Source organism: Streptomyces sp. NBC_00209 (genome assembly GCF_045206345.1).
Classification (GTDB): Bacteria; Actinomycetota; Actinomycetes; order Streptomycetales; family Streptomycetaceae; genus Streptomyces.
The window spans coordinates 612,210-632,893 of record NZ_CP108121.1 but is presented as its reverse complement, the minus strand read 5'-3'; the positions used below and the strand labels follow the sequence as shown (position 1 = coordinate 632,893).

The window sequence follows — 20,684 nt, the reverse complement described above, 5'->3', positions numbered from 1 at the left end:
CAGGCGCCCCGCCCTGTGCACCCGCACAACCCCGCCCCCGCCCACCCGGGGCACCCGCACCGCATCCCCCCACCCCCATGGACGCCCCCCTCCTCCCCCTGCTGACCTGTGGCAACACAGGAACCGCGGAAGGAGGAGGCCCCCATGCCCACGCTGGAGATCCGCGCACTCACCGCCACCTACGGACCCGTACGCCCACTGCGCGGCATCGACCTCGACGTCCCGGCCGGCACGATCACCGCCGTGCTCGGCGGCAACGGCGCCGGCAAGACCACCCTGCTGCGCGCCATCTCGCGGACCCTGCGCTTCCACGGCGGCACCGCCACCGGCACCGTCCGGTTCGACGGGCGCCCCCTGGAGCGGCTGCGGCCCGACCGGATCGTGGCCGCCGGGATCGTCCACGTGCCCGAGGGCCGGCAGGTGTTCGCCCGCATGACGGTGGCGGACAACCTGCGCGCCGGAGCCCTCGGCGCGGACGGCGGCCGCAGGGCGGCGGCCCGGGAGCTGCACCGCGTGCACGAGCTGTTCCCCGTACTCGCCCGCCGCGCCCACCAGAGCGCCGGGCTGCTGTCCGGCGGCGAGCAGCAGATGCTGGCCATGGGCCGCGCCCTGATGGCCCGCCCCCGGCTGCTCCTCCTGGACGAACCCTCGCTCGGCCTCGCGCCGTTGATGGCGCAGCGCATCGCCGACACGGTGCGCGAGATCAACGCCTCCGGCACGTCCGTCCTGCTCGTGGAGCAGAACGCGTCGATCGCCCTGCGCCTCGCCACCACGGCGTACGTCCTGGAGGTCGGCGAGGTCGCCCTGCACGGGCCCGCCGGTGAGCTGGCCGCCTCCGACGAGGTGCGCCGCCGCTATCTGGGCGTCGTGGACGAGGCGGCCGCCGCCGACGCGGACCGGGCGGCGGGCACCGCCGTACGCACCCTGAGCAGGTGGTCCGCGTGACCACCCCCGCGCAGCTCACCGTCCAGGACGTCACCGTCCGCTTCGCCGGGCTCACCGCCCTCGACGGCGTCTCGTTCACCGTCGAGCCGGGCAGTGTGCACGCCGTCATCGGCCCCAACGGCGCCGGCAAGTCGACCACGTTCAACGTGCTGTCCGGGGTCTGCCGGGCGGCCTCCGGCAGCGTCCGGCTCGGCGGGACCGAGCTGACCGGGCTCGCCCCGCACCGGATCGCCGCGCTCGGGGTGGCCCGCACCTTCCAGAACCTCGCGCTGCCCCCGTACGCCACCGTCGCCGACACGCTCATGCTCGGCCGCCACCGGCTCACCCGGACCGGCTTCCTGGCCGCCGGGCTGCGGCTGCCGTCGGCCGCCCGGGAGGCCAGCGCGCACCGCGAACGGGTCCGCGAGATCGCGGAATTCATCGGCCTGGAAGCGGATTTGGACCGGCCGGCGAGCGCACTGCCGTACGGGCAGCAGAAGCTGGTCGAGCTGGGCCGGGCGCTGTGCACGGAGCCGCAGGTGCTCCTGCTGGACGAACCCGTCGCCGGGATGACCGCCGACGAGCGCCGGCGTACGGCGGCGGTCGTGGCCGGGGTGCGCGACGGCCTCGGCATCTCGGTCGTGCTGGTCGAGCACGACATGGGCGTGGTGATGCGGCTCGCGGACGCCGTGACCGTACTCGACTTCGGACGCGGGATCGCCGGCGGAACCCCCGCCGAGGTCCAGAACGATCCCGCCGTCGTCCAGGCATATCTGGGAGCACCGCAATGACCACCTTCATCGAACTCCTCCTCGGCGGCCTGTCCATCGGCTCGGTCTACGCCCTGATCGCGCTCGGCTTCGTCGTCATCTTCAAGGCCACCGAGGTCGTCAACTTCGCCCATGCCTCGCTGCTGCTGGCGGGCGGTTACGTCACCGCGGTGCTCCACGACGACATCGGCTTCTGGCCCGCCCTCGCGGCCGGCGTCGCGGGCGCGGCCGTCGTCGGCGCCGCCGTCGACGTCCTGGTGATGCGCCGCTACCGGGGCGGCGACCACAGCGTCCTCGCCATCGTCACCATCGGCGTCGACATCCTCCTGACCACCGAACTCACCCGGCGCATGGGCACGGAGGTGCTCGCCCTCGGGGACCCCTGGGGCAACCGGGTCCTCACCATCGGCGGGGTCACGCTCGCCCAGACCCGCGTCGCCGCGTTCGTCGCGGCCGCCCTCCTCATCACCGTCTTCCTGCTCGCCTTCCGCTTCACCTCCTGGGGCGTCTCGATGCGCGCCGCGGCCGAGAACCCGCGGACGGCCGCGCTGATGGGGATCAGGCTCGGCCGGGTCTCGCTCGCCGCCTGGGCGGTCGCCGGGGCGCTCGCCGCCGTCGCCGCGCTGTTCCTCACCGTCTTCCCCACGCCCGGCCTCGAACGGGCGACCTCGCTCGCCGCGCTCAAGGCGTTCCCCGCCGCCATCCTCGGCGGCCTCGACTCCACGACCGGGGCCCTCGCCGGGGGCCTGATCGTCGGGGTCACCGAATCGCTCGCCACCGGCTACCAGAGCGAACTGTCGTTCCTCGGCCGGGGCATCGGCGACCTGGCCCCCTACCTGGTGATGGTGATCGTGCTGCTGATACGCCCCGCCGGACTCCTCGGTACGAAGGAGCCGGCCCGTGTCTGAGACCGCCACCCCGTTCGCGTACACCGTCACCGCGCGGCTGCGCCGTCCCCGTACCTGGGCCTGGGCGGCGGGATCGGTGCTGCTGCTCGCCCTCCCCTTCTACCTGGACCGCTTCTGGCTCCAGGCCGGGCTGTTCGCGATGGCCGCCGCGATCGGCGCGATCGGGCTCAACCTGCTGACCGGGGCCACCGGGCAGCTGTCCATGGGCCACGCCTTCTTCCTCGCCGTGGGCGCGTACGGCTACTGCGTGCTGGCGGGGGAGAGCGGAACGGAGAACGGGCACACCCTGTCCGGGCTCGGCCTGCCCAGTTGGCTCGCGGCCGTGCTCGCCGTCCTCCTCGCCGGGGCCGCGGGCGGGCTGTTCAGCCCGATCGCGGGACGGCTGCGCGGCGCCTACCTCGGCATCGCCACCCTGGCGCTGATCTTCATCGGCCAGCACGTGCTGTTCAACGCCTCGTCCCTCACCGGCGGTTACAACGGCCGTGCGGTGCCGCCGCTGTCGCTCTTCGGCCTCACCTTCGACGACACCGAGGTACTGGTGGCCGCGGTGCCGTTCCAGTCCTCCGAGAAGCTCTGGTACGCGGCGCTGCTCGCCCTGCTCCTCAGCGGCCTGTTCGCGCGCGGGGTGCTGCGCGGGCGGCCCGGCCGGGCGCTGAACGCCATCCGCGACCACCGCGTCGCGGCCGGTGTGATGGGCGTCCCGGTGGCCCGCTACCGGGCCGGGGTCTTCGTCCTGTCCTCCATGTACGCCGGACTGGCCGGGGTGCTCCTGGCCCTGGTCTTCCAGCGGACGGTGCCCGAGTACTTCGGCATGGTCCTGTCCCTCGAATACCTCGCCATGATCGTGATCGGCGGGCTCGGCACCGTGGCGGGGGCGGTCGTCGGCGCGGCCTTCGTCTCGCTGCTGCCCCAGCTCCTGACCCACTACAGCGACTCCCTGCCCCTGGTCGCCGCCCCCGGCACGGGCGGCCTGACCCCGGGCGAGGCATCGCGCTATCTGTACGGCGCCGCGGTCGTCGCGGCGGTCCTGTTCCTGCCCGGCGGCCTGACGCGCCCGATGAAGAACCCAGGGGAGAAGAAATGAAACTGCGTGTGCTCGGGGCCGTGTGCGCGGCCCTCGCCCTCACCCTCACGGGATGCAGCGAGAAGGCCAAGTCCTCCGACGGGGGAGAGGGGGCCAAGGGCGGGGTGAAGACCGGCGAAGGAGTCACCGACTCGGTGATCGCGCTCGGCGCGCTCACCGACATGACCGGCGTCTACGCCTCGCTCGGCAAGAGCGTCACCCAGGCCCAGCAGCTCTGGGTGAAGCAGACCAACGCCGAGGGCGGCATCTGCGACCGCAAGGTGGAGCTGACCGTGCGCGACCACGGCTACGACCCGCAGAAGGCGGTCGCCGGATACACCGAGCTGGAACCGAAGGTGCTGGGCTTCGTCCAGTTCATCGGCTCCCCGTTCGTCGCGGCGGTGGAGCAACGCATCGACGGCCTGGACAAGGGCCTCGTTCTCCCGCAGGCGTGGTCGGCGAATCTGCTCGGCAGTAAGTACGTACGCGTCATCGGCGCCACGTACGACATCGAGACGATCAACGCCATCGACTACCTGCTCGCGGAGAAGCGCATCGCCAAGGGCGACAGGATCGGCCACGTCTACTTCGAGGGCGACTACGGCGAGAACGCGCTCGCCGGCTCCAAGTACGCCGCCAAGCAGGCGGGTCTCACCGTGGTCGAGCAGAAGATCACGCCCTCCGCCAACGACATGACCGCCCAGGTCGCCGCCTTCAAACAGGCGGGCGTCAAGGCCGTCGTCGTCAGCGCGGGCCCCCGCCAGGCCGCCTCGCTCGTCGGGGTCGCCGCCGCCACCGGCCTCAAGGTCCCGGTGATCGGCAACAACTCGGCGTACGCACCGCAGTTGCTGAAGACCCAGGCGGGCCCGGCCCTGACGCGGGACTACTACGTCGCCGCGTCCACCCTGCCCATCGGGGACCCGGGCACCGGCCCGGCGAAGCTGGCGAAGGAGTACGCCGCGGCCTACCCCAAGGACGGTCTCGACAACGGCGTCATCGCCGGCTACACGGCCGCCGACCTGTACGGCGAGGCCCTGAAGAAGGCGTGCGCGGCCAAGGACCTCACCCGCGAGGGCGTCGACAAGGCGCTGCTCACCATCACCGGGTTCGGCACCGATTTCGGGGTCTCCCACGACTTCACCGACCCGGCGGCGCCCTCCACCCGGGAGAGCGTGATCATGAAGCCGGACGACAAGGTCCCCGGCGGCCTGAAGGTGGTCAGGCCGGCCGAGGCCGCGGCGGCCGCCAAGAGCTACACCCGCAAGTAGCGGACACCGCGAGGGACATGCCCGGTGGGCGGCACGCGCGATGCGTGCCGCCCACCGGTGTTTCCGGATCCCCGGTCAGCTGGCGTACGCCTCCAGCTCCGAGAGCTGCGCGGCCGGCCAGCCGGTGTTGGCGGTGAACGTCAGCCGCAGATAGCGGGCCGACGTGCCCGGCAGGGTGACCGTCACCTGGTTGCCGCTCGACGGGTTGAAGGTGTAACCAGCCGAACCCTTCAGGGAGTTGTACGTGTTGTTGTCGGTGCTGCCCGACACGCTCAGGGTCTGGGTGCGGGTCGCCCAGGCGGACGACGGGGGCAGCTTCAGGACGAGCCGCTTGACGGACTTGGCGGCGCCGAGGTCCACGGTGATCGTCTGCGGGAAGGCGTTGTTCCTGCTCTCCCAGTAGGTGTTCGCGTTGCCGTCGACCGCGTGGGACGCGCCGTACACGTCGGCGTGACCGGACTCGGTGACCGGGCGGCCCTGGGCGAGGTTGCCGGTCTCCTCGGGCGGGTCGGTCGGGTCGGTGGGCGGGTCCGTGGGGTCGGTCGGCGGGTCGGTGGGGTCGGTCGGGCCGGTGCCGCCGCCCGGGACACCGCCGTTGGTCCACACCGGGTCCGGCCAGACGCCGGTGCAGGCCGGAGGATCGGCGTACCAGCCGGAGTTCCCGGAGCCCCGGGTGATCTGGAAGCCGCTGCCGACGCAGTTGTGGATCGGGTTCGACTGCGCGATGTGCGTCGCCGTGACGTTGTCGAAGGTGGCCGTGCCGGGGGCCTGGATCTGGAGTGCGTAGGTGCCGGCGCCGTCGATCTTGATGTTCTTGAAGTGCAGCCCGTTGGTCGCGCCCTCGATGAGGTGGATCGCGGCGTAGGAGCTGTCCAGGACCTCGCTGTCGGTGATGTTGATGTTGCCGTTGATCGGTTCGTTGAGCCCGCTGAACCAGATCGCGCCGACCCCGAAGTTCCAGTTGTAGTCGCTGTTCCCGGTCCGGATCAGGGTGTTGCGGGCGGCCGTGGTGGTGCCCGAAACGGCCGTTCCCTGACCGGAGTTGACGCCGGGGTAGCGGTTGGCGATGTGTAGGCCGCCGCCGTTGCTGATGGTGTCCGCCATGACGTTGTCGGACAGGGTGATGTCCTTGCCGCCGTAGGTGACGATGTTGTTGGCGAGGATCGGCAGGATCACCGTGTTGAACGTGAACTTGTTCTTCACGTTCGGGACGTTCTCCGCCCACATGGCGAGACCGTCGTCACCGGTGTTGCGGACGAAGGTGTTGGTGACCGTCGAGTTGGTGACGCCGTAGTGGAAGTTCACCCCGTCGGCGGTCTGGTCCAGGATGCGGCTGTTCTTGATGGTGAAGTTGTCCATCGGGCCGTCCATCCAGGCGCCGCACTTGGTGTGCTGCATCCAGACGTTGTCGACCGTCGAGTTGGACAGGGCGCCACCGATGGCGTTCACCTGGTCGTTGTCGACGCGCTCGCGGATGTCACCGATGATGGCGAAGTCCTTGAGCGTGACATTGCTGCTGCCGCCGTCCCCGGCGTACTTGCCGTAGACGCCGACGGCCTTGCTCCGGTTGGACGGGTCACGCCCGGTCAGCACGGAGTACCAGGGTCCGGCGCCGCGCAGGGTCACCTTGTCCACGATGATGTGGTCGCGGACCTGGAACGTGCCCTGCGGGATGTACACCTCCTTGCCCTGCGCCTTGCCCGCGTCCACGGCCGCCTGGATCTTGGCGGTCGAGTCGGCGGCCCCGGTCGGGTCGGCCCCGAAGTCGGAGACGGCGTCCAGCGCACCGGAGGGCTTGGCGATGGGCGCGCCCACCTGCTCGAAGTCCGCCAGGTCGATGGTGAACGACGGTGAGCCGGCGGTGGAGGAGACCTGGAGGCGGATCTTCGTACCGATGGGCAGGGTGGACCCGAACATGGTCCGGGCCTCGTCGTAGAAGTGGTGCGGGTTGGTGTCGCCCGGGTTGTTGTTGAACGGATAACCCCCGTAGTACCAGCCGTACTTGGAGGTCACGGGCACCGCCTTGGGCGAGGCCCCGTTCACCCGTACGTCGATCGAGGCGTCCCGGCCCGTCCCGGCGGAGTTGTCCGGCAGCGAGTACCGGAAGGACATCGCGTTGGCGGGGGCGGTGAGCGTGAACTCCACGTACTCACCGACCGCGTCCAGGGTCACCGCCTGCCGGCCCGACGCCTCGGAGGGCAGCGTGCCGTAGAGGCGGTTCGGGCCGATCAGGGTGCCGTTGGTGGCCGCGTACTCGGCCTCCTGTTCCTTGAACGGGACGGTCGCGCCGCGGCCGGGAACGGAGAGCGGCGAGGGGGCGGGGACACCGGCGGCCTGAGCGGCCGGGGCGCCGGTCAGCACCACGGCGGCGGCGGTGCCGACCACGGCGAGAGCCAGCGAGAGGGAGGCGGAGATGGACCGCTTGAGCAGCGGTCGTCGGGGTGGGGAAGTCACGTCGAAGTCGTCCTTGCGGCTCGTGGGGGCTCTTCGGACGTCCCACAGGCTAGGAGCACCGCCGCAAGGAAGTCCACGACGGTGCGCAAGATTCTGCTTCTGGAACTAAAATTTGTGACTCAAACCTGAGAGGAATGCGTTGAGTGCGCCGGTTGGCGAGGAATCGGCGCACCCAACGCTCTTACTGCGCAAGCCACTTGCGAGGAGAGCGAGTGCCCGTCAGCCGGCCCGGCCGTCACGCGGCCCGAGCAGTTCGAGGTCGCTCAGGGCCACCCGGCACCCCCGTGCGGCCGTCATCACGAGCCGGAAGCGCCGCGCGGTGACCGGGGCGAACAGCAGCTCTGTCGCCGTGTTCGCGGCCGGTGAGCGGTCCGACCCCGGCCGCACCCGCACCTCGCGCCACCGGTCCCCGTCCGCGTACTGGAGCCGGTGGCCCACGGGCACGCGCACCTCCGACCCCGGCCCCTCGTCGTAGTAGTGGATCCGCGCCCGGTCCACCGTGACCGCCGCGGCCGCCGTCACCGTGAACTCCAGCGTGCGCGCCCCGTCCGGCGCCGACACCCAGCGGTTCACCGGCGTCCGGTCGAACCAGACGCGCCCGTCGACAGCCGCCTCCGGACCGGTCCCCTCGCCACTGGACGAGGCCGAAGCCTGCGGGAACCCCTCGCCCTTGTGGTTGAACGCCCGGTTCGCCAGCGCCTCCGGCCGGCGTACCGGGGCCCGCCGCAGATCCACCGTCGCCCCCGACAGCGGACGGCCCGAGGCGACGAGGTGTCCGTCGACCCAGACGCACAACCCCCGGACGCCCAGCCGGTAGTGGCTGCCGTCCCGGTCGTAGACCACGCTCAGCTCGCGCCCGTGGTACGACACGTTCTGGAGCGCGAAGTGGTCCCACCCGGCGGGCACGAGCGGGCGTATCCGCAGCGTGTCACCGGCCGAGGGGCGCAGCCCCAGCAGCCCCGTGAGCACCAGGTCCGCGAACGTGGAGTGGTTGTAGTGCTCGCTGCGGTCCGGGAAGTCCGCGATCCACTCCCCGGTGTCCGGGTCCAGGTTCTCCGCGATGTACGGCCGCCGGTCCTTGCGCTGCTGGGCGGCGTACTGGCGCAGCAGCCCCACGTAGTCGTCGCGCCCGACGGGGGCCTGCGGACGCTCGTCGAGGAGACGGGCCAGGGCGGTGAGGACCTGGCTCGTCTGGAACGGCCAGGACGGCCCGTTCCACTCGCACTCGCCCGGGCTGGCCCCCGGGGTGCGGTGCTGCACCATGTAGTACGGCGACGAGGGCAGGACCGTCCGCAGCCCGTGCCGCCCGGCGAACGCGTCCGGGTCGGTGAGCCTGCGCCACGCCCCGTCGTACCGCGCGTCGGGCAGCCCGAAGTACCAGGGCACGAATCCGGCCAGTTCCGGTCCGCTGACGAAGGCCCCGTTCCGGTCCGGGTACTGCGGCCCGAAGCGGTCGGTGAAGTGCCGGAACTCCGGGCTCCACAGCTTCTCCTGTACCCGGGCCCGCAGCCGTTCCGCCCGTTCGGCGTGCGCGGCGGCCTTCGCGGTGTCCCCGGCCAGCGCGGCGATGCGCCCCACGGCCTGGTGTCCGGCGAAGAGGTAGCTGTTGAGCGTCGGCCGGAACGCCTCCCCGGCCCAGCCGTCACCGACGTCGAGCCCGCTCGTGGTGAACTCGGTGGCGTCGTTGACCGGGGCGATCCAATAGAGCCCCATGTCCGCGTCGTAATGGGACTCCCAGGCGTCGAGATCCGCCTCCAGCGCGGCGGAGTGCGCCAGCGGCACCCGGCCGTCGCCGCTGACCTCGTAATCCGCCCACACCGCCTGCCCGATCCACGACGTGTACTGGCGCAGGTTCCCGCCGCCGCCCAGCCACCAGGCGAGGGTGTCCTCCACGACGGTCCGGTCGCGCAGCCAGCGTGCCTCGTGGATGTGGTGCCCCACGGCCGCGCTGATGGTCGAGTTGGCCCCCTCCCACGAGACCGAGGGAAGGAACTCGGTGACCAGCATCCCGTCGGCGGTGGAGCGCAGGTGCTTCTTGAAGGCTTCCCACCGGTAGTAGTACGTGTCCAGAATCGTGCGGTCCGGCAGGTCCACGAACGGGATGTTCGCGGCGTACCAGTCGGCATCGGAGCCGTACCGCTGCCGGGCCAGCGCCCGTACGTCGAGCGGCACCCGGACCGGCCGCCCGCCCGCAGGCGAAGGGGCCGGCGCCGCTTGCGCCGCGCCCGCCGCCGGCAGTCCGAGCGCACCGGCCGCGAGGCCGATCAGCGCCGCGTCACGGCACACCCGCCGCCGTCCGGGACCGGTCGGCACGGCCTGCTCGGGGCGCGTGGCGTCGGGAGTGTGATCGGGGACATGAGGGGTCATCAGGGCCTCCTGGGCTGAGAGGAATACGGTGTCCGGATGTCCGGACGGCGCGCCCCGAGGCCGTCTTTACAACGTTATATAGCTCAACTCGTGAGCAGAGCAAGGGTGTCGGCGACGATGGATCAAGGCGTTCTGCCACCCGCCCGTGAGGGTCACGAAACAACTACGAAAGCGTTGACACGCCGTGCGGCCCGATGTCACGGTTCAGGACGCGGGCGCCCTTCCGGCCGACTCGCCGCGCCCCCTGGCCCGGCCGGAATCCCCCTTCGCGGGGAGGGCCTGCCCGACGCTCTCGACGCACCCTGGCCCCCGCGCGCCCTCCGACGTGCGCGGAGGCCGCGCACCCCCGCATATGGGAGCGCTCCCGCATCGTTGACCGCACCATTCGACCCCCACCGAAAGGCGATGTCACATGACGACCTCCAGAAGGAAGCGCACCGGACTGGCCGCAGCCGCGGCGGCCACGGCGGCCCTGCTGGCCCTCTGCGGGCCGCTCCCCGCCTCGGCGGCCCCCACCGCCGCCACCCCCGCCCCGCAGGGCACCGCGGGGACGGACTGGCTGCACACCGACGGCAACAGGATCGTGGACGAGAACGGAAAGGAGGTCTGGCTCACCGGCGTCAACTGGTTCGGCTTCAACGCCACCGAACGGGTCTTCCACGGGCTCTGGACCGCCAACCTGGACACCCTCACCGGGCAGATGGCCCAGCGTGGGATCAACATCGTGCGCGTCCCGATCTCCACCCAGCTGCTCCTGGAGTGGAAGAACGGCCAGGCCGCGGTGCCCAGCGCGGTCAACACGTACGCCAACCCCGAGCTGAAGGACAAGACCACCCTTCAGGTCTTCGACGCCTTCCTCGACGCGGCGGAGAAGTACGGCATCAAGGTCCTCCTCGACGTGCACAGCGCCGAGGCCGACAACTCCGGTCACATCCACCCCGTCTGGTGGAAGGGCTCGATCACCACCGAGGACTTCTACTCGGCCTGGGAATGGGTCACGGACCGCTACAAGGACAACGACACCCTCGTGGCGATGGACATCAAGAACGAGCCGCACGGCAAGCAGTCCGAGAGCCCGCGCGCCAAGTGGGACGACTCCACCGACGAGGACAACTTCAAGTACGCCTGCGAGACCGCGGGCAAGCGCATCCTCGCCATCAACCCCGAGGTCCTCATCCTCTGCGAGGGCATCGAGATCTACCCCAAGGACGGCGGCGACTGGGGCTCCACCGCCGAGGCGGACTACGACTTCGACTGGTGGGGCGGGAACCTGCGTGGTGCCGCCGAACACCCCGTGGACCTCGGCGCCCAGCAGGACCAGCTCGTCTACTCCCCGCACGACTACGGGCCGCTCGTCTTCCAGCAGCCCTGGTTCGAGGGCGACTGGGACCGGAGCACCCTGGAACGCGAGGTCTGGGGCCCCAACTGGCTCTACCTGCACCAGAACAACACGGCGCCCCTGCTCATCGGGGAGTGGGGCGGCTTCCTCGACAACGGCCCCAACGAGAAGTGGCTGAAGGCGCTGCGCGATCTCATCGTGGACAACCGCATCAGCCAGACCTTCTGGTGCCTCAACCCGAACTCGGGCGACACCGGCGGCCTGCTCGGCTACGACTGGGCCACCTGGGACGAGGCGAAGTACGCCCTGCTCAAGCCCGCGCTCTGGCAGGAGAACGGCAAGTTCGTCAGCCTCGACCACGAGGTCCCGCTCGGCGGCACGGGCTCCACGACGGGCATCAGCCTGTCGGACCTGTACGGCACCGGCTGACCGGCAGGGTGCGCCGGGCGGACACGAGGTCCGCCCGGCGCACCGCCGCACGCGCTACTCCGTGCGCAGCGCCAGCCAGTCGAGCTCGGCGTAGCCCGCGCCCTTGGTCAGCCGGATGTGGTTCACCCCCTCGCGCAGCGTGAGCCGGACGATGGCGGTGCCCTCGTCGGCGTCCTGCCGGGGGCCGCTGAGCCAGGCACCCGTGGAGGGGTACGAGATCGTCCCGGCGGGCGCCCCGTCCACGGTCACGGTGTGCCCGGCGGTCCCGGCCGTCCCGTTCGCGTATCCGACGTCCACCAGGTACGACCCCGCCCGGGGCGCGTCGACCGCGAAGTCGACGGAGCTGGTGGCGCCGTCGATGCCGCCCACGTAGTCCGGGAACTCGTTCCACTGGAAGTGCCGGATGCCCGCGCCGCTCACCGTGGCCAGCTCCGCCTCGTACCGGTGGGTGTCGGGGCGTACGTCGATGAAGTCGACCTCGGCGTAGCCGTCGCCCTTGGCCAGGGTGACCGTGTTCCGGCCCGCCTTGAGGGCGATCCGTTTCACCGCCGTGCCCATCGTGGCGTTCGCCCAGCCCCCGGTGGCCGGGTAGCTCACCGCGCCCTGCGCCTCGGAGTTCACCCGCACCAGATGGCTGCTGGCCGCGGTGGTGCCGTTGGCGTAGCGCACCCTCAGCAGGTGGATGCCGGCCTTCTGGGCGTCCACGGTGAAGGTGACCGAGCTGTTGGCGCCGTCGATCCCGCCGATGTAACCCCGCCCCGAGGCGAAGCCCGTGTCGCTGCCGGTGTGCGGGACGGTCCCGGCCTGCACCGCGTCCTCCGCCTCGTACTTGCCCGGGTACGACGCCGCCGGGCCCGCGGGCGACACGACGATCCGGTAGCCGTCGAGGTGCTCCATCCCCCGGATCGGCACGGTGAGGTCACCGCCCGCGTCGAGCGTGAGCACCTTGTCGTACACGTTGTACGGGCCCGACTGCGGGTCGCCCGCGCGCTCGGCCCTGCGGTCGGTGGCCAGCGGGTCCGTGGTCCAGTCCGTCGTGTCGATCCGGACCCTGACCTGCGGGCCGAGGCCGCGCGCCGCGAGGCCCAGGACCCGGACGTCGATGTCGCCGTCGTCGCCGCCCGCCAGGACCGTGACGGACCGGGACGCGGAGTCCCAGGACGCGACCGCGTCGGAGCCCTGGTAGTGCCGGGTGTCCCAGCGGCTGACGAAGAGCTGGTTGCCGCGCAGCTCGCGGAACCAGTTCATGAAGTACCAGCCCCCGTTGGGCTTCAGGCCGCCCGAGGTGCGGCGCAGGGTGTTCCCGAGCAGCCCCGGGTTGGTGTAGATGCCCATGGCCGCCGAGTCCACGCCGTACCGGGCGAACTCCGCCCAGTGCTTGACCATGGTGCCGGGAACGCCCTCGAACTCACCGTTCCCGGGCCCGTACTCCTCGATCATCACCGGACGCGGCGAGATCCCCAACTGCTGTTCCAGCGGCCGGTAGTAGCGGGTCAGGGTCTCGGGCACATCGCCCGGGCTCGGGCCCAGACTGTGCCAGCCGATGATGTCGGGCAGGGTGCCGGTGTTCTTCGCGTTGACCAGGAAGTCCCGCATGCGCGGCTGCCGGTCCGGCGACTCCCACGGGTTGTAGTGCTCGTAGTTGGGCCCCATGATCCTCACCGAGCCGTCGATGGCCCGGATGCGCCGGACGGTCTGCGTCCAGAGCCAGTTGACCTTGGCGTCGTAGGTGGCGCCGGGGACGCGCGGGTCGGTCATGAAGGGGCTGCCCGGCTGGGTGCCCAGCTTGTTGTCGGGCTCGTTCAGCGGGGCCACCGCGCTCAGCACGTCCTTGTACTTCTGGATCGACCGGGTGGCGCTGTCCACCTTGCCGTTCCAGTCGTCGATCCCCTTCCAGACGTACGGCCAGCCGCCCATCAGGTCGTTGTAGCGGCCGACCATCTTCACCCCGGTGCCCCGGAGCTTCGCCGCCACCGACTCCGTGGAGCTGGGGTAGGAGGTGTCGCCGTCCATGCTCTGGTGCTGGGCGAGCAGCACCTGCGTACCGTCGGCGAGCGCGGCCGGGGTGTCCGGTGTGGTCGTCACCCCGAACAGCGTGCCGAGCCCGGCCTTGGTGAGCGGCCCGGACTGCCGCCCGGTGTCCACGGTGATCACCTCGGGCGCCGCCGCCGCGGCCTGCCCGGCCGCCGCGCTGTCCTGCCCGCCCGCCGAGATCAGCGAACCGGCCAGGACGGCGGTGACCACGAGCGCCGACGCGGTGGGGCGGATGCCCCGCAGCTGTGCCGGGCGGGTCACCGGAGGTCCCACTTCATGTTCTCGCCGCCCCAGCAGTCCCACAGCTGGATGCGGGTGCCGTTGGCGGTGCCCTGGCCGGCCGCCTCCAGGCAGCGGCCCGAGTTGGGGTTGCGCAGGGTGCCGTCGGAGTTCAGGGTCCACCGCTGGCTGGCGCCGCCCCAGCAGTCCCACAGCCCGATCCCGGCCCCGTTGTCGCGGGCGCCCGCACCGCCCGTCACCTCCAGGCACTTGCCGAAGGCCCGTACGGTCCCGTCGGAGCCGACGGTCCACTGCTGCGGGGCGCCGCCCCAGCAGTCCCAGAGGATGACCGGCGTCCCGTTGGCGCTGTTGCCGCCGGACACGTCGAGGCAGCGCCCGCTCTGCCGGCCCACGAGCGCACGCGCGCCGCCCCCGCCGCTGCCGCCGTTGGTGGTGAAGGAGAAGTCGTCCACGGCGAGTCCGGCCCCGCCGACCCAGGGTTCGAATCCCGCCTGCACGCTCGTCATGTACCAGGAGCGCTGAATCTGGCCCCGGCCGACCGCGTCGTCGGTGAAGGACCGTACGGCGAAGTCGAGGGACCCGGTGCCCGAGGTGCGGACGTAGGAGATGACGTTCCAGCCGATGTTCCCGACCCACACGTCCCAGCTCGCGCCCTCGATGGTCGTGGTGGCGACCCGGGACCCGATGGGCTGCGGACGGCCCCGGTGGTCCAGCCAGATCATCAGCTCCGCCCCGGTGTTCTGGCCGTCGCTGCGGGGCGTCGGGTCGAACCACAGGTCGTACGAGGCGTTCCACTCACCCGACGCGGGCCGGGTCATCGCCACACTGCTGCGTACGTTCCCGAAGTCGGACACCCGCAGCGGCAGACCACTGCCCGAGGTGCAGTTGGCGTAGTGGCAGCCCGCGTAGACGGAGGGGTATCCGGCCGGGACGCTGTTGGTCGGGTTGTTGTGGTCGGACGCGGTGATCGCGAATCCGCGGTCGCGCGCCTCGATGCACTGGCGCGTGCTCGCGCCCCAGCGGTTGTTCTGCACGATGTAGCGGCCCTGCTGGATGCTCGTGGAGGCGTACGCGTCGCACAGGGTGGTCGCCGCCGCGGCCTGCGGAGCGGTGGTCAGGGCGGCGCCGAGCGAGGAGACCAGCAGGGCGAGGACGGCTGCCCACAGACGTAAGGCTCTCGCTCGCGGACGGTGAAGCGCGTGATAGGACACGGGTGTTCCTCTCGGGTGGGGAAGGTGTGGGGGTGGGGACGTACGGGATATGGGAGCGCTCCCATATCCTGAGCGCGGTCCGGCGGACCGGACCGCGCGGTCAGAGGGGCGCCGCTGTCAGCGGCACCGTGCCGTGAAGCCGTTGTCGGCGAGGCCCCGGCAGAAGGACGCCTTGGCCGCCGCGTAGTGGGACAGCCGGCCGTCCACGAACCAGGTGGTGTCGGGGGCGAAGTCGAAGCTGCCGTCGTCGATGCCGTCCCAGCCGTAACGGAAGTCCAGGTTGATGTAGACGACCGAGCGGATCACCCCGCGCAGGTCGTACTCGCCCGGCAGGTTGGGGATCGGCCCCCGGTAGTTCATCAGCGAGAACAGCCGCTGCACCCAGCGGTCGCCCTGCACCTGCTCCATGCCGTCCGTGGCGCCGTTGTCGGCGGTGAAGTTCATCATGCCCGCCTCGGAGAGCACGACCGGCTTGCCGTGGTCCTTGGCGAACTTGACCAGCTTCAGCACATTGGCGTCATGGTCGAAGTTCCGCCAGACGGCCGCCGGGTTGCCGTTCTGGTCGGTGCCGATGTACGCGTTGCGGCACTGGTTGGCGCCGACGTCGTAGTTCTGCGGCGGGGTGCCGTTGTACAGGTAGCCCCGGTCGTAGATCGGCAGGCACAGCTCGTGCGCGAAGATGGAGACCCCCACCCAGTCCACGGCCGCGTCCCCGGGATACAGCGCCTCGAACTCGCCGCGCACCGGGTGGTACACGAACGAGAGGTTGTGCGCGGTGGAGTGCCCGTCCAGATAGCCGGCGAGCGTGTTGAAGGCGTTCTTGTACGAGGAGCAACTGGCGTCGGTGCAGTGGTAGAAGCTGCTCACCTCGTAGTCGAGCCGCAGCTTGAACGAGGCCGAGGGGTGGGAGTTGGTGAAAGCGAGCAGGCGGTCCAGCTGCGCGGTGTGCCCGCCCGCCGCGATCTCGGCGGTGACCGCCCGGGACCTGGCGGCCTTGGCGTTCTCGTCGCCGCCCTCGAAGCCGGGCGGGTTGTCCTTCCAGCTGATGCCGATCTGCACGGTCTTGCCCTGCGAGGCCAACTCCTTGGCGAACGCGCGGTGTTCGGCGTTGACCCAGTCACCGCTGCGCAGCTCGTAGTAGACCGAGCCGCCGTCGGCGCCCTGGGCGAAGGAGTTGAAGTCGTTGAGCGCGCCCCGGGTGGACTGGCCGAGCAGCAGTTCGGGCGCGGCCGGGTCGGTCGTGGAGGCGGTGGCCGTCTGAGCGGTGAGCAGGAGCAGCACGGCGGCCGTCCCGGCGGCGAGGGCGCGCCGGAGGCGGTGGAGGCGTGGGGTGGTGTGCGGCATGGGTCTCCTCGGTGCGGGGTGGGGGAGACGGGGTGCCGTGCGCTGAGGGACCGGCACGGCACCCCGGAGGAGGATCAGGGAGCGGTCCAGGTCATGACCGGGGTCGTGATCTGGCTGGTCTGCGTCGTGGGCTGGTAGTTGAAGGAGTACGAGAGCGTGGCGCCGTGCGGGACGGTGACGGGGAGTTCCCAGCGGCCGGACGCCTGGTCGTAGGTCAGGAAGTAGTTCTGCGGGGCGCCGCCGTCGATGCGGTACTGCACGGTGACGAAGCTCGCCTCGAAGTTCTTCGGGGTGAACCGGATGGCGGTGGCCGGGCTGGTCACCACGGACTGCGTGTACGGCTCCGTCCCGCTCCCGCCGTCGTCACCGGGGTCGGTGGGGTCCGTGGGGTCCGTCGGGTCCGTGGAGCCGGAGGAGCCGGTCGACCACAGGGGCTTCTTGATCTCCGCGACGAAGTTGTTCAGCACCGTCGCGTTGGCTTGGACGCGCGAGTCGCCCCAGTTGCCGTTCGCGCAGCCCGGACCGCCGGCCTGGGTGCCGGGGGAGCACTGCCACTGCGTCTGCGCGTCCCAGTTGGTGTTGATGTAGGCCGCCGCGCGGATGACGTCCTTGTTGGTGTTCACCCAGTCGAAGTAGCCGGCATGCCAGCCGTCCCAGATGGCCTGGCCACTCGCGGGCGCCGGGCTGTTGGTGAAGATGCAGCTCGTGCTGCCCGCCCCGGTCCTGGCACCCTGCGGCGCGGCCTCGGCGACCATCGCGGGCTTGCCGTGCGAGCGGGCGAAGTCCAGCACCCGGTTCTGCAGGCCCACCGGATCGGTGTCGTGCGAGCCACAGCCCCACTGGGTCTGCACGGAGCGGGAGTTGTAGAAGGCCGAGAGCCCGACCCAGTCGACGTAGGCGTCGCCGGGGTACCAGTTGTCGAAGTGCTTGGGGTCGGTGACGACGTAACCCCACTCCGGGTGGTCGGTGCTGGTGTTCACCGGCCACGCGGCGCTCTGCCAGACCGTCGCGACCCGGGAAGCGCCGAGCGCGTCGATGCGGCCCTTGATGTACCGGAAGGCGTCCTTGTAGAAGTCGGCGCTGTAGCAGTTCCACGGCCCGTCGAACTCGTAGCCGATGCGCAGCAGGATGTCCCGGTCGTAGCTCTTGAACCGGTTGATCATCTCATCGACCTTGGCGCGGTACTGAGTGATCAGGTTGGGGCTTCCGGCCGTCACGTCGTCGTCGTTGCGCCCGATGATGGCGCGCAGCGGCTGGTTGTTGCAGCCGGAGGTGGCGTCGGAGAGGTACAGCCCGACGGCCACGGCCGCACCCGGGTACTCGTTCATCGTCCGGGCGAAGTCCACCGTGCCCGCGCCCCAGTTCACCGGCCCGTTCATGCCGGCCAGCGGGGCGGGTGAGCCGCCGAGCACCAGGTTGGTGTAGAGGGTGACACCGCCCGGGGCCGGTGCGCCCAGCTCCTGGCGGCCCAGGACGTCGGTGCGGTAGTCGGACAACGTGTCGCTGTCCTGGCCCATCACCATCATGACCTTGCCGTCGGCCGGCACACCGCGTCCCGACGGTGCCGCCGAGGTGGCCGCCGATGCGGGGGAGAGGGCGCCTAGCCCGGCGAAGGAGAGCAGGGCGGCGAGGGCCACGGCCCCCGACCCCACTGCCCGCAGCAGTGGTCGGCGGGGCGTCGGGTGTCTCATGGCGGCTCCAGAGAAGGGGGTGGGTGTCCGTTGAGCGCTCGAATGATGGAGCCGGAGAGCGGGCGGAGCAAGGGCGTACGAAATTTTCGTTGACCGGTGCAGGTCAGCGCCGCCCCGCTACGAAACTTTGCCCAGTGGCCACGATCGGCGCGCACGAATTGCCCTGCTCTAGACCGTCGACAGGCGCTTTCTGCCCAGGAATTCGGCCCCGCCGAAAAGGTATCCCGTAGATTTTCGCGAAACTCTTGACAGATGTTTCGCTGCGCGGCCACCTTGGTGCGACTTCATCCCGCACCTTGTCCCGGAGGACCACCATGGGCCGTACGCGTGCCCGCAGAACCGCCGCCGCGCTCGCCGCCGCCGTCTCCCTCGTCGCCCTGTCCGCCTGCGGCGCGGACAGCGGGGACGCCGACGGAAAGATCACCCTGACCGTCGCCACCTTCAGCGACTTCGGCTACAAGCCGCTGATCAAGGAGTACGAGAAGGCGCACCCCGATGTCGTCATCAAGGAGCGCATCTCCCAGTTCGACCAGCACCACAACCAGCTGTCCACGCAGATCGCCTCCGGCAGCGGCGCGGCCGACGTCGTCGCCATCGAGGAGGGCTACCTCCCCAAGTTCCGTGCGGTGAAGGACAAGTTCACCAACCTCGCCGACTACGGCGCCGACAAGCGCAAGAGCGAGTACCTGGACTGGAAGTGGGACCAGGGCACCCTCGGCGGCACCGACTTCGTGATGGGCTACGGCACCGACGTCGGAAGCCTCGCCATCTGCTACCGCAAGGACCTGTTCGCACAGGCCGGGCTGCCCACGGACCGCGAGGCGGTCGGCAAGCTCTGGCCCACCTGGGACGCGTACTTCGCCACCGGCGAGACCTTCCACAAGAAGGTCAAGGACAAGGCGTGGTTCGACAGTTCGGGCAACATCTTCACGGCGATGATGAACCAGACCCAGTACGGGTTCTTCGACGCCGAGGACACGTACATCGGTGAGACCAACCCCAAGGTGCACGAGTTCTTCGACGCCACGGCGAAGGCGACGGCCAACCACCAGTCGGCCAACCTCCAGCCCTTCAGCCAGCAGTGGAACGCCGGCATCAAGCAGGGCCGGATGGCCACCATGACCTGCCCCGCCTGGATGACCGGCCAGATCAAGACCGCCGCCGGTGAAGCCAACGCCGGCAAGTGGGACATCGCGGCCGTGCCCGGCGGCGGTGGCAACTGGGGCGGGTCCTTCCTCACCGTTCCCAAGCAGAGCAAGCACGTGAAGGAGGCCGCCGCCCTGGCCGACTTCCTGACCTCGGCCGCCTCCCAGAAGAAGATCTTCACCGGCCCCGTCGGCGCGCTGCCCTCGCTCGTCACCGTCCTGGACGACCCGGAGATCAAGGGCACCAAGCAGCCCTACTTCAGCGACGCGCCCACCGGCGAGATCTTCGTCTCCTCGGCGAAGAGCCTCAAGCCGAACTACCGCGGCACCAAGGACCAGCAGGCCCGCATCCCCTTCGGCAACGCCCTCCAGCTCGTGGAGCAGGGCAAGGCCGACCCGGACAAGGCATGGAACAAGGCGCTCGAAGAGGCGAAGAAGAACCTCCGCTGACCTGACGCGAGCGGCGGTGCCGGACCGAGCGCCGGCACCGCCGCCGAGCCCCCTCCACCCTCACCCCGACACACCACACGGAGTACGCGCATGGCGCTCCAGGCACGCATCCGACCGGGCACCGGAAGGAGCGGACGCCGAGCCGGCCGGCTGCGGCCGGAGCGGCATCTGCTGCCCTACCTCTTCATCGCCCCCTTCTTCGTCGTCTTCGGCATCTTCGGGCTCTACCCGCTCCTGCAGACCTTCTGGGTCTCGCTCCACGACTGGGACCGCCTCGCCGGCCCCGGCCAGTGGACCGGACTCGACAACTTCACCCGCCTCCTCGGCGACTCCGACTTCTACACCGCCACCTACAACACCTTCAGCATCTTCGTGCTCTCCACCGCCCCGCAGCTGGTCGCCGCCATCGCGCTGGCCTGGCTGCTGGACCGCAGACTCCGCGCGAGCAGCGTGTGGCGGGCCCTCGTCCTCGTACCGCAGTACGTCTCCGTCGTCGCCGTCGCCCTCGTCTTCTCGCAGCTCTTCGGCCGGGACTTCGGCGTCGTCAACTGGGCTCTGGAAGGGCTCGGCATCATCAGCTCACCCGTCGACTGGACCGCCGACAGCTGGAGTTCGCACCTCGCGATCAGCTTCATGGTCATGTGGCGCTGGACCGGCTACAACGCCCTGATCTACCTCGCCGCGATGCAGGCCGTTCCCCGCGAGCTGTACGAGTCCGCGCAGATCGACGGCGCGGGGCGGCTGCGCACCTTCCTCAAGGTCACCCTCCCCGCCATCCGCCCGACCGTCGTGTTCACGGTGGTCATCTCCACCATCGGCGGGCTCCAGCTCTTCGCCGAACCCTTCCTCTTCGACCAGCAGGGCAACGCCGAGGGCGGCGCCGAGCACCAGTTCCAGACCCTGACGCTGATGCTCTACAAGTACGGCTTCATCAACAACGACGCCGGATACGCCTCCGCCATCTCCTGGGTGCTCTTCCTCGTCATCGCGGTCGTCGCCGCAATCAACTTCCTGCTCGTACGCCGTTCCGACCGCGGCTGACCCGGC

14 protein-coding genes are annotated in these 20,684 nt (G+C 70.6%); 8 read left to right on the top strand and 6 right to left on the bottom strand.

Going from position 1 to position 20,684, the window contains the following annotated elements:
* Positions 1-144 precede the first annotated feature (144 nt).
* From OG867_RS02805 to OG867_RS02785, 5 genes are read left to right on the top strand one after another with little or no spacing between them, the layout of a single operon-like run.
* Positions 145-945, top strand: coding sequence for an ABC transporter ATP-binding protein (locus OG867_RS02805; protein WP_328903486.1), 801 nt, complete (start codon positions 145-147; stop codon positions 943-945).
* Positions 933-1,715, top strand: coding sequence for an ABC transporter ATP-binding protein (locus tag OG867_RS02800; RefSeq protein ID WP_406282310.1), 783 nt, complete (start codon positions 933-935; stop codon positions 1,713-1,715). Before OG867_RS02805 ends, OG867_RS02800 begins: the two co-directional genes overlap by 13 nt.
* The gene (locus tag OG867_RS02795) at positions 1,712-2,602 is read left to right on the top strand and encodes a branched-chain amino acid ABC transporter permease (RefSeq protein ID WP_328903488.1); all 891 of its coding nucleotides are present in this window, start codon (positions 1,712-1,714) and stop codon (positions 2,600-2,602) included. The genes OG867_RS02800 and OG867_RS02795 overlap by 4 nt, the downstream gene beginning before the upstream one ends.
* Positions 2,595-3,686, top strand: coding sequence for a branched-chain amino acid ABC transporter permease (locus tag OG867_RS02790; RefSeq protein ID WP_406282306.1), 1,092 nt, complete (start codon positions 2,595-2,597; stop codon positions 3,684-3,686). The genes OG867_RS02795 and OG867_RS02790 overlap by 8 nt, the downstream gene beginning before the upstream one ends.
* Positions 3,683-4,933 (top strand): ABC transporter substrate-binding protein, encoded by a 1,251-nt coding sequence (locus tag OG867_RS02785; RefSeq protein ID WP_406282303.1) that lies wholly within the window; start codon positions 3,683-3,685, stop codon positions 4,931-4,933. The genes OG867_RS02790 and OG867_RS02785 overlap by 4 nt, the downstream gene beginning before the upstream one ends.
* A gap of 75 nt (positions 4,934-5,008) precedes the next feature.
* Here the strand turns inward: OG867_RS02785 and OG867_RS02780 are convergent, their stop codons facing one another.
* Positions 5,009-7,387 carry a discoidin domain-containing protein gene (locus OG867_RS02780; protein ID WP_406282300.1) on the bottom strand — a complete coding sequence of 793 codons (2,379 nt, stop codon included), beginning with the start codon at positions 7,385-7,387 and terminating at the stop codon, positions 5,009-5,011.
* A gap of 219 nt (positions 7,388-7,606) precedes the next feature.
* A complete protein-coding gene (locus OG867_RS02775) occupies positions 7,607-9,754 on the bottom strand; it encodes an MGH1-like glycoside hydrolase domain-containing protein (protein WP_406282297.1) in 2,148 nt (715 codons plus the stop codon).
* A gap of 412 nt (positions 9,755-10,166) precedes the next feature.
* On the opposite strand from OG867_RS02775, the gene OG867_RS02770 reads away from it, so the two are divergent.
* Positions 10,167-11,522: a glycoside hydrolase family 5 protein gene (locus OG867_RS02770; protein ID WP_406282294.1), complete on the top strand. Its 1,356-nt coding sequence runs from the start codon at positions 10,167-10,169 to the stop codon at positions 11,520-11,522.
* 54 nt (positions 11,523-11,576) lie between these two features.
* Here OG867_RS02770 and OG867_RS02765 read toward each other — a convergent pair whose 3' ends face one another.
* The 4 genes from OG867_RS02765 to OG867_RS02750 all read right to left on the bottom strand — a co-directional run bounded on the left by OG867_RS02765 (position 11,577) and on the right by OG867_RS02750 (position 18,042).
* Positions 11,577-13,817 (bottom strand): CBM35 domain-containing protein, encoded by a 2,241-nt coding sequence (locus tag OG867_RS02765; RefSeq protein ID WP_406282291.1) that lies wholly within the window; start codon positions 13,815-13,817, stop codon positions 11,577-11,579.
* A complete protein-coding gene (locus OG867_RS02760; RefSeq protein ID WP_406282288.1) occupies positions 13,814-15,007 on the bottom strand; it encodes a GH12 family glycosyl hydrolase domain-containing protein in 1,194 nt (397 codons plus the stop codon). The genes OG867_RS02765 and OG867_RS02760 overlap by 4 nt, the downstream gene beginning before the upstream one ends.
* Before the next feature lie 117 nt (positions 15,008-15,124).
* The gene (locus OG867_RS02755; protein ID WP_406282285.1) at positions 15,125-16,351 is read right to left on the bottom strand and encodes a hypothetical protein; all 1,227 of its coding nucleotides are present in this window, start codon (positions 16,349-16,351) and stop codon (positions 15,125-15,127) included.
* 74 nt (positions 16,352-16,425) lie between these two features.
* Entirely contained in the window at positions 16,426-18,042 is a 1,617-nt protein-coding gene (locus OG867_RS02750) for an endo-1,3-beta-xylanase (RefSeq protein WP_406282282.1), read from the bottom strand.
* A 314-nt stretch (positions 18,043-18,356) separates the two neighbouring features.
* On the opposite strand from OG867_RS02750, the gene OG867_RS02745 reads away from it, so the two are divergent.
* A complete protein-coding gene (locus OG867_RS02745) occupies positions 18,357-19,637 on the top strand; it encodes an extracellular solute-binding protein (protein ID WP_406282279.1) in 1,281 nt (426 codons plus the stop codon).
* Positions 19,638-19,727: 90 nt separating this feature from the next.
* On the top strand, positions 19,728-20,678 hold the full coding sequence (locus OG867_RS02740) for a sugar ABC transporter permease (RefSeq protein WP_328903498.1): 951 nt from the start codon (positions 19,728-19,730) through the stop codon (positions 20,676-20,678).
* Positions 20,679-20,684: the final 6 nt, after the last annotated feature.